An 8,398-nucleotide genomic window follows, 5' to 3' on the forward strand; every position below is an offset into this window, starting at 1 on the left:
ATTAAAGGCATTCCGTGAAGTCAGAATTTGAAATTGTAGTGATTGGAGGTGGTCTGGCGGGCTTGGTCTCTGCCTACCTGCTATCCAAAAGTGGACATGAAGTGGTCCTGATCGAAAAAAAGACCTACCCCTTTCACCGGGTCTGCGGGGAATACCTGTCCAATGAAGCACTGGGCTTTCTGAAGACCCATGGCCTTTTGCCGGAGGAAATGGAGCTGCCGCAAATCCAAACGTTTGAATTCAGTGATACTTCCGGTCAGCGCGTGCAGATTCCTTTGGATTTGGGCGGATTTGGGATCAGTCGGTTTGTGCTGGACGATTGGATCTTTCAGCAAATCCAGCAGCAGGGAACCCATTGCCTTACAGGCATTCAAGTGGAGGATCTCGAGTTTTTGGAAAAAGAGGACCGATTCAGACTTGTGCTTTCCAATCACAGCGAGCTTCAGGCGAAGCAGGTAATCGGCGCCTTCGGCAAGAGAAGCAAGCTGGACAAGAAGCTGGGCAGGTCCTTTATCGAAAAAAGGAGTCCCTACTTGGGTGTCAAATACCATATCCGGACCGACTATGTGCGGGATGCGGTGGCTTTGCACAACTACCGTGGGGGCTACTGCGGACTCAATGCCATAGAGGAGGGGAAATTCAATCTTTGCTACCTTGGGGATCGGGAGCAGCTGAGGACCTACGGAAGCATTGAGGCGATGGAAGAGGAGGTCCTTTGGAAAAACCCCATTCTGAAAAAAGTCTGGACGGAGAGTGAGTTTCTTTTTGATAAACCCGAGGTGATCACCGAAATCAACTTTGAGCCCAAAAAACCAGTGGAAAACCACCTGCTGATGACCGGCGACTCGGCAGGACTGATCACTCCCCTCTGTGGAAACGGCATGGCGATGGCCATTCATTCGGGAATCTTGGCCGTACAAGCCCTTAAGACCGGCAAATCGAGAAAAGAAATCGAAACTGCCTACGAAAGGCTTTGGAGAGGAGCCTTTGAAAAGCGGCTTTGGGTAGGCCGGCAGGTGCAGCGGCTTTTTGGGTCAGGAAGTTCCTCGACTTTTGCCCGGCAACTTATTCAGCACCTCCCTCCAGTGGCCCGAGTGATTATGAAAAACACCCATGGACGGGCTTTTTGATGGAAGCCTTATCCTGTAGAAAAAAAAATAGAGCCAAGCTTGCTTTCACCTTGCTTATGGAGGAGAAGAATTTTTGCAATGCCAGATAGCAAATTGGGGGAAAATAGCCTGCATAAAAGCAGTCCCACCATTGGGATTAAGAAGCTCAACTTAGCTGGCGAGAATTGATCCAAATCCCTAGCCGAGCTTATGGGTTGCCTGTATTTTTTTAAAAAAGGATAAAATCAACGGGTCTGGATTTACTTACAATTACCCGACAACAAACGTTTACAATCGATAGTAAGCGTTTGTTGTCGGTTTTAAATTATCGGAAGACTTATTTTTCTGCCAAAAAGATGGAAAAGATTGTTTTATATATCCCAAGAGAGAAATCAGGCCGATTTAAGGTGTATATTCCTTACAGCCTAAAATCAGAACGGGAGGCATTCAAAAAGCTCAACACCAGCTTTTATCATCCTTCCCAGAAGCTCTGGAGTCTGGTGAATACTCCCCAGAATCTACACCAAGTGAGGAAGCTATTCGGTGAAAAGCTAATTGAAGAGGATAAGGAAAACCGGGTACAGGCCCAACCGGTTTTTTCCCTTTCTGAGCGAAGCCAGGAAGCTTTGGATCAACTTCGGCAAAAGCTTACGCTGAAGGCCTATAGTCCATCTACCTTGGGGAATTATTCCACAGCCTTTTCTAAATTTTTGAGATTTTTTGAGCAAAGGGAGCTGAGCTCAATCACCAAGGAAGAAATAGAAGGTTTTGTTTACCATCAAATCAACAAGTATAAAATCTCTGAATCTGCTCAAAACAGCCTGATCAATGCAATCAAGGCTTACTATGAACATGTGTTGGGAAAACCCAGAGAATACTATGAGATTCAGCGCCCCAAAGCTTCGCAGACACTTCCCAATATCTTAAGCAAGGAAGAAATTGCTGGAATAATTCAAGCCACATCCAATCTTAAACATAGAACAATCCTGCTAACCATTTACAGTGCAGGACTTCGGATTAGCGAGGCCGTTCGACTTCGCATTAGGGATATCCACTCAGACGAGGGCTACTTATTTATCAAAGGATCGAAAAATAAAAAGGATCGAAAAACAGTCCTATCGCCGGTGTTGCTGGGGGAATTGAGAAGGTATTACAAGCAATACAAGCCATCCTATTGGTTATTTGAAGGGCAGGAAGGAGGGCAATATTCAGTCAAAAGCATTCAGAATATCTTCAGGGCTGCTGTACAAAAAAGCGGAGCCAATCCTTGGGCTACAGTTCATACACTCAGGCATAGCTTTGCGACCCATTTACTGCAGCACGGGACCAATCTGAGGATGATCCAAGTATTGTTGGGGCATTCAAGCAGCAAAACCACTGAAATCTACAGTCATGTATTGGCAGTTTCGAACAAAAATGTGGTGTCACCGCTTGACCAAATCACCGAATTGATTAATTTGACCTCAGAAACAGCCGGCAAATCCACCCCGCACATAACGGATATACACGAAACTGGGAAGGGAAGGTAGATTTATAAGGATGTTGGCACACATTTCAAAACGATACCCCACATTCAGAAACTTAATGAAAAAAGTAATCCAGTTAATCGGAGTAATTTTTCTCCTCATAGGAGGTTATTTTGCTGTTAAAGCAGGATATCATCTTTTAAATTATGAATTAACTTGGGGACTTAATCAAGGAACTTTTGGATATGCACGACCATATTGGGAAATAGTTGTTGAGTTTCTGTTTTGGCTTACAGTAATAATTGGTGGTTTAGGGTTTTTAACCTCAAAAAAGTTAGGTTTGAAGATAGGAAGTTATTCACTCATTCTTCCAATACTAACCTCCTCAGTTTTTTTAATTATCAGCATTTCCAAAAAGCTCGATTATTCAAATATCTTAATGGTTAATAATGAAAGCCGAAAAATGTCCTTAAGAGAACAATGGGAATACATTTATTCTGAGCCAATATATTTTGCAGTTCTAGTTTTGGCTCTTATCACAATAATGATTGTATCAAAGCACCAATTTAAAGTTGAAAATGGGTATAATAATTCATCCAAGAAAAAAATCTATTTAATGATTTTCACTTTACTAATTGTTGCATCATGTGCAGAAAAAAGGTTTGAAAACATTCAATATCAAAATGGCAATCAAATATTGAATGTGAATTCTACAAATAGAAATGGAGAAGCAATAGAGCCTGTTTTAATGAAAGCAATATCACCTGATACGGTTGAAATTGGAGAACTAATTGATGTTAAGGTCTTTTTATCGCAACCTAATTTTAAAATAGTAGATGCCAGTTTTGATTGTGAAGTTTCAGATATGTCATTAGCAGATACCACGAACAATAAAATAATTGGGTGTTCAAAAGGTTTATTTGTAGAGAATGATACCGTAAGAATTCAGTTTAATGTCGGAGGTGATTTTGGGGAGAAAGATTTTCCAGAAATAGTAATCCTCTCTAAAGGCGATGATAATGTTTACAGATATCATAAAGGGACATTTAACTACTTTGTGAAAAGATAAACGTGTGCCAACATCACCTTGGATACAGCGGGCGGTACCGAGTAACTATGAAAATCAGTATCTTTAAGGCGTTCGGAGTAAGCTTGAAGAATACGGCTCCGAAAGCCCGCCGTCTCCAAGCTGAATCCCGTTGGGCGCAATGCCATCCGGACAAATGAGACTACTAATATTCACATTGACAATTTTGACTCTTGTTGACGTTTACGGACAAAAGAAGAGCGTACACGAGACTCCAATTCCAAAAAATATTGAGCAGTGTTTTAAGACCTTGGACAAAACGATGCCCGACAAGGAAATAGAATTAATAAAGACATTACCAGAGGACAGTATCTACGACCATTGGGAATTTAAGAACGGGACAGACTTTTTTCACGCATGGAAACTATATGATGGTTCACGGTTGACAAAGTACTTTAACAAATTAGGGCTTTATGGGACACATCCCATCTACCATACAATTTTAATTTCATATCACAGACAACTGAACAACCAAGAAGTAAGACTTGCCGAACAAATTGAGAAATGGAAAGCAATTCAAAAGGCGGACTATGATGCATATATTGTTAAAACACAAAAGGACTCACTAAATGGACTCTACATTCATAAAGACATAAATGAGTGCGTGACTGAGTTAGATAAAGTTTACGAGCAAAAATCAAAGGACAATTTCGTGGGACAAGAAGAAAGTAAGGCCGTTGCAATGGCGTACAGGTTCGGACCTGGACTCTGGATGCGAAATAACTGGGGACTTTGGGGTGGCTCAAGACTTCAAAAGTACTTCATTGACAATGGAATAAAAGACCCAGAAGAAATGAGTTGGATAATTTTGACTTGTTATCACCGACACAAAAACGGACGACCAATGGAATTTGATAAACTGACAAGTAAAAAGGAAACGACCAAGAAGTAGATTGAGCTAGATGGCACAGCGCCCAACAGCAGCTATTTGCAATGGCTGGGGGACGTGTAGGTAAAAAGTTTTATCTTCGCTATTACGTTGGGTCACGGTGGACAATAACGTTTTCAAAAGCCAGCCACTGCAAATAGCCAAACGTTATATGCTATTTTAGAAAGACGTACAGCAAACAATGAAAGACAACAATTTTGACATAAAAATATTAGACCTTCATTGGATAAAGGACGTTGACGACTCAACAGACCTTTGTGCACACGGACACGTTTTTGTAAAAATTGGAGACGAAGTTGTTGCGGACAAAGACAGTTTAGACGTGACTGTAAGTGCAACAGCTTTGTATTTAATGCGGACACTAAAAGAGAATTATAAAAAAGACGACTACGCAAGTCAATTACTCCCTTGTTGCGGACACTTTATAATCGCAGACGATGAAAAAGACTTCGTTAATATTTGTGGTTGCCCAAGCGGAATTGATTGGACAATTATTCATATAGACGACAATAAAGTTAAGCACTTAACTGACAGCGGACAAGAAGCAACTATTGACAAAGAAGCCTATAAAAAAATAGTTATTGACTTCGCAGACCAAGTTGAGAATTTTTATAAAACAAGTTTACCAAAGACAATCCCAACAGACGACTTTGACAAAAAAGGCTACTTGACATTTTGGAAAGAATGGCGACAATTAAGAGACGAATGGAAATAAAAACAGCATATAACAGCACCTACCCAAAAGTGGCGGTTCAGTGGGTAAATCAAGCTTTGTGCTTCTATCAAAGTTTGTGCTTGGTTGACAGTGAAGTGCTTCGAAATCGCCACCTTCGGGTAGCTGCAAAACGTTGGCAGTAATGTTGACAGACACGACAACTAGAGAAAATTAAGAAAGTGAAAACAGCAAATTGGACTATATCGACACTTATAATTCTGACAAATTTTTACTTTTTGCCATTTAGTTTCGTGACATTAAAATCGACAGGCGGACCTTTTGGTTATGGACTTTTAATATTGCCAATATCATTTTCAATAAATCTTTTGCTAATAACTGCAGGACTGACTTTTAAGACTAAATTCAACAATAGTTTGGGGCTTCTAATCGTAAACGGACTTGGACTACTTTGGTCTTTGTTTTGGCTTTGGCTGCTATTGACAACACCTAAGATGGACTAAAATGATAAGAATACGAATTTACATATTGACTATTTTTACTCTGACCGTTTTGACAAATTGCAATAATGACGAGAAAATTGAAGGACTGAAGCCAAACGAAATTTTGGTTGTGACACTTGAAATTTTGGACGACATAGAAATAAAAGAAATCACTTTGACTTCTAACGGTGCGACAGACAAAATCAAAGGAGACCAAATAGAAAACAAAAAGAAAATTAAACTAAAAACACCACAAAGCGGAGAAGGGACATTTAAAATTTGTGTTTACACTAAGACAGATACTTTGTGTTCACCAGACAGTTATATTGAAGGTGGTTACAGACCAAAATTAAGACTGAAAAACAATAAATTTGAAACCTTAAAATGGCTATAACTAACAGAAATAGAAGAAGAAACACTACTGCCAACACACGTTTGGCGCAATGGGGGATGAAGTGCAAAATTGAAGTTTTATACTTCTATCAAGCTTTGTGCTATGTTGACAGTTCAGTTCTCCGAAATCCCCCACTGCGCCAAGCGTGGGAACGTTGGGCGTCATGTTAAAAAGACAACGCAATGAAAGAAACAGAATTCATACAAGGAACATTATTTGAAGACGACTATTTAGTTCGGACACTTGGAAGTTTGGGGACTCAACCTGAAATTGCATTGACTGAATTAGTTGCAAATGCTTGGGATGCTGGAGCAACACAAGTAGACATTTTTATCCCAGAAGAAAAAGGACAAAAACTGACAATTCAAGATAATGGAACTGGACTGACTAAAGAAGAATTTTACAATCGCTGGATGAAGCTAAGTTATAACAGACTTAAGCACCAGGGAAAAATGGTCGAATTTCCTAAAGGCGTTGATTTACAAAGATATGCTTACGGTCGCAACGGAGTTGGTAGACACGGATTATTGTGTTTTAATAGTGAATATCAAGTAATCACAAACAAAAATGGAGTTGAATCAACATTCACTTTAACTACAAAGAGCGAAAAACAACCTTTCATAATAAAAGAAGAATCGTTCAAGAAATCAAAGTCAGTAGGAACCCGACTAGAAGTTGTAGTTGAAAAAAATTTACCTAATCCTACAACAATACTTGAAGTAATATCTGCTAGATTTTTACATGACCCGAAATTTTTTGTTTCAATAAACAGGCAGACAATTCAATTAGAAGAACATAAAGGATTAATTGAGTCGAATCCGGTTGAAGTTGATGACATAAAACTTCAAGTAAACCTAATTGACTCCAAAAAATCAAGAAAATCAACACTCTATCAAGGAATTGCAATTTGGCAAGGTGGTAGACTTGTTGGTGAGCCTTCTTGGATACTTGGTAATATTATGGTTCTAGATGGAAGGTCAAAAGAAGCAAAAAGATATACAGTAGTAGTTGAGACAACAGACCTTGCGGACTTTATAAAAGAAGATTGGACAGGTTTCAAAAAGGACGAAAAACTAGATAGGGTTTACGAAGCAATAAGTGAAGAAGTCCAAAAAATGTTCTCCAAAATTGCACAAGACAATATTGAAGAAACCACAAAGCACATTAGAAATCAATACAAGAAACAATACAATGAATTAAGTCCTTTGGGTAAATATGAGTTTAATGAAGCTGTTCACCATATCTCAATTACTAATCCAACTGCAAAAGATGAATCAATCTCTTTGGCTTTAGAAACAGTAATAAAATTAGAAAAAACTAGAAGTGGCAGCGAACTACTTCAAAAGCTTTCAAACTTATCACACGAAGACATTGAAGGTTTAAATAAACTGTTGGACAATTGGAGTGTAAAAGATGCTTTAACAGTGCTGGACGAGATTGATAAAAGAATTTCAGTCATTGAAGCTATTAGAAAATTATCGACTGACTCCAATGTTGATGAATTACATGTCTTACACCCGTTAATTGCCAATGCAAGATGGATTTTTGGACCTGAATATGATTCTCCAGAATATTCTTCAAATAGTCAACTTCAAACAACAGTTGAAAAAGTATTCGGCAAAAAAATTGACAAAAGCGTTTTCAATAACAACAAAAAACGACCAGACATTGTCGTAATGGGAAATTCTACGTTTTCAATCACTGGGACAACGGATTTTGACCATGACAACGGGCTGAGTTCTCTAAGAAAGATATTAATCATTGAACTAAAACGTGGTGGTTTTAAAATCGGTAGAGAAGAAAGAAATCAAGCTGTCGGTTATATTGAAGATTTCTCAAACTGTGGGACAATAATTGGCAATCCATATATTAACGCATTTGTAGTCGGTGAATCTTTTAGCGAGAAGGTTCAGCCTTTTCAAACAATTGAGAATGACAACAAAGTTGAAATCGGTAAAGTTCACATTTGCTTATTTTCTCAAATAGTCGACTCGTCAGAAAAAAGACTTTTCAATCTTAGGGAACGACTAAATGAACGGTATGCAGACATAGCTGGAATTGACCTGTTTTACCAACAAAAAAGACTAGCAATATGACAACAGAAAAAGAAACACGAACGCCCAACACGGGTAACCGTTGCACAACTCCTCTTTCAACCTTCTGATTTTTCCGCATTGGGTTTTCTTCAGTAATGGAAAGTTTCTAATAGGCTGGGATTAGCGATGCAACGATCTCCGGATTTTTTGTGAGGGTATCCAGCTGGAATCCCATTCCCGATAAATGGGTGAAAAATGAGCT

7 protein-coding genes are annotated in these 8,398 nt (G+C 39.1%); all 7 read left to right on the forward strand.

Annotation, left to right across the window (positions count from 1 at the left end; translation table 11 throughout):
- Window positions 1-14 precede the first annotated feature (14 nt).
- The 7 genes from AAA943_RS08215 (at window position 15) to AAA943_RS08245 (ending at window position 8,196) form a co-directional block, all read left to right on the forward strand.
- Complete coding sequence (locus AAA943_RS08215; RefSeq protein WP_338223749.1) at window positions 15-1,130, forward strand: NAD(P)/FAD-dependent oxidoreductase; 1,116 nt, start codon at window positions 15-17, stop codon at window positions 1,128-1,130.
- A gap of 335 nt (window positions 1,131-1,465) precedes the next feature.
- Window positions 1,466-2,638 (forward strand): tyrosine-type recombinase/integrase, encoded by a 1,173-nt coding sequence (locus AAA943_RS08220; RefSeq protein ID WP_338223750.1) that lies wholly within the window; start codon window positions 1,466-1,468, stop codon window positions 2,636-2,638.
- Between the two features lie 55 nt (window positions 2,639-2,693).
- Window positions 2,694-3,644, forward strand: a complete 951-nt coding sequence (locus tag AAA943_RS08225) for a hypothetical protein (RefSeq protein WP_084119322.1) — start codon at window positions 2,694-2,696, stop codon at window positions 3,642-3,644.
- 154 nt (window positions 3,645-3,798) lie between these two features.
- On the forward strand, window positions 3,799-4,554 hold the full coding sequence (locus AAA943_RS08230) for a DUF6794 domain-containing protein (RefSeq protein WP_338223751.1): 756 nt from the start codon (window positions 3,799-3,801) through the stop codon (window positions 4,552-4,554).
- A 178-nt stretch (window positions 4,555-4,732) separates the two neighbouring features.
- Window positions 4,733-5,266 (forward strand): hypothetical protein, encoded by a 534-nt coding sequence (locus AAA943_RS08235; protein ID WP_338223753.1) that lies wholly within the window; start codon window positions 4,733-4,735, stop codon window positions 5,264-5,266.
- A gap of 486 nt (window positions 5,267-5,752) precedes the next feature.
- On the forward strand, window positions 5,753-6,100 hold the full coding sequence (locus AAA943_RS08240) for a hypothetical protein (protein WP_338223754.1): 348 nt from the start codon (window positions 5,753-5,755) through the stop codon (window positions 6,098-6,100).
- A gap of 182 nt (window positions 6,101-6,282) precedes the next feature.
- Entirely contained in the window at window positions 6,283-8,196 is a 1,914-nt protein-coding gene (locus tag AAA943_RS08245; protein ID WP_338223755.1) for an ATP-binding protein, read from the forward strand.
- Window positions 8,197-8,398 lie beyond the last annotated feature (202 nt).

This window comes from Algoriphagus confluentis, from assembly GCF_036245625.1.
Classification (GTDB): Bacteria; Bacteroidota; Bacteroidia; order Cytophagales; family Cyclobacteriaceae; genus Algoriphagus; species Algoriphagus confluentis.